Annotated in this window: 1 protein-coding gene; it reads right to left on the reverse strand. The window is 73.8% G+C overall.

What is annotated here, in order from left to right; genetic code table 11:
• Positions 1-595 (reverse strand): histidine kinase N-terminal domain-containing protein (locus tag MCM47_RS40855; RefSeq protein WP_238951844.1); only part of this gene is annotated, 595 nt, incomplete at its 3' end.
• Positions 596-1,323: the final 728 nt, after the last annotated feature.

Here is a 1,323-nt window from a genome sequence, read left to right on the forward strand (position 1 = left end):
AGGCGGAGAGTGCGTTGGGGCTGGCGTAGGTGACGATGCCGTCGGCGTCCAGCCGGATCAGGCCGTCACCCACCCGGGGCGCGGCGTCCATGTCGGCCTGCTCGACACCGGGGAACGGGAACGCCCCGGCGGCGATCATCTGGGCCAGGTCGGAGGCGCTCTGCAGGTAGGTGAGCTCCAGCCGGCTGGGGGTGCGCACGGTCAGCAGGTTGGTGTTCCGGGCGATCACCCCGAGCACTTTGCCCTCGCGCCGGACCGGGATGGACTCGACCCGCACCGGCACCTCCTCGCGCCACTCCGGGTCGCCCTCGCGCACGATCCGCCCCTCGTCGAAGGCGGCGTCCAACAGCGGGCGGCGGCCGCGGGGGACGAGGTGGCCGACCATGTCGTCCTGGTAGGACGTCGGCCCGGTGTTGGGCCGCATCTGGGCCACCGAGACGTAGCGGATGCCGTCCCAGGTGGGGATCCACAGGACGAGGTCGGCGAAGGAGAGGTCGGAGAGCAGCTGCCACTCCGAGACCAGCATGTGGAGCCACTCCACATCGGCACCGGTCAGGGTGGTGTGGCGGCGGACGAGTTCGTTCAGCGAGGGCACACCGCGAGCGTAGCTCCAGGCCGGGCGGGCGGGCCCGTCGCACCCGTCCGCGGGCGGGCTGCCGGGCGGACTGCGGGGGCCCGGGCGGGACGTCGAGTTGTCCAGACCAATTTCCGGGGATCCCTGGACAATGCAGATTGGTCTAGTCCACAATGGAAGGGCACCAAGGAGGAGCCCACCGCGCAACTGCCCTGACCCGCGCACGGCTTCTCCTCGGTCGGACGCCACCGGGCGAGGACCCCGCACAGTCCTCGACCGGCCTCGGCGCCCGACGACAGCTCCGGGCTGCGGTGCCGCACGGGTTGAGGGTCCCGTGTCGGCGCCGTGGCCCGTAGTGCTTTCCGCCTCGGCGGGGGGCGCACCCGGCTTCCCCAGCCGCTCAAAGGCCGAGCCCCCGTCCACACCCTGTGGACGGGGGCTCGGCCTTGCGCACGCCGCCCGGGCGACGACCGGCACCGCAGCGCCGACCGTCGGCCCCGGGCCAGGAGCGGCCCGGAGGCGAGCGGGCGACCCCGCCCCGAGCCGAAGGACCGCGCCGGGGCCGAAAGGGAGAAGCGAGGACGACCCGAGGCACGAGGGACGTTGGAGCGCCGACCGTCGGCCCCGGGCCAGGAGCGGCCCGGAGGCGAGCGGGCGACAGATCAGTGCGTCTCGGTGACCTTGGCGAGGGCGCGGGGGGCGTCCGGGTCCTGGCCGCGGGCGATGGTGACCTCGTAGGCCAGCAGCTG

It is taken from the genome of Kitasatospora sp. A2-31 (assembly GCF_022288725.1).
Lineage (GTDB): Bacteria > Actinomycetota > Actinomycetes > Streptomycetales > Streptomycetaceae > Kitasatospora.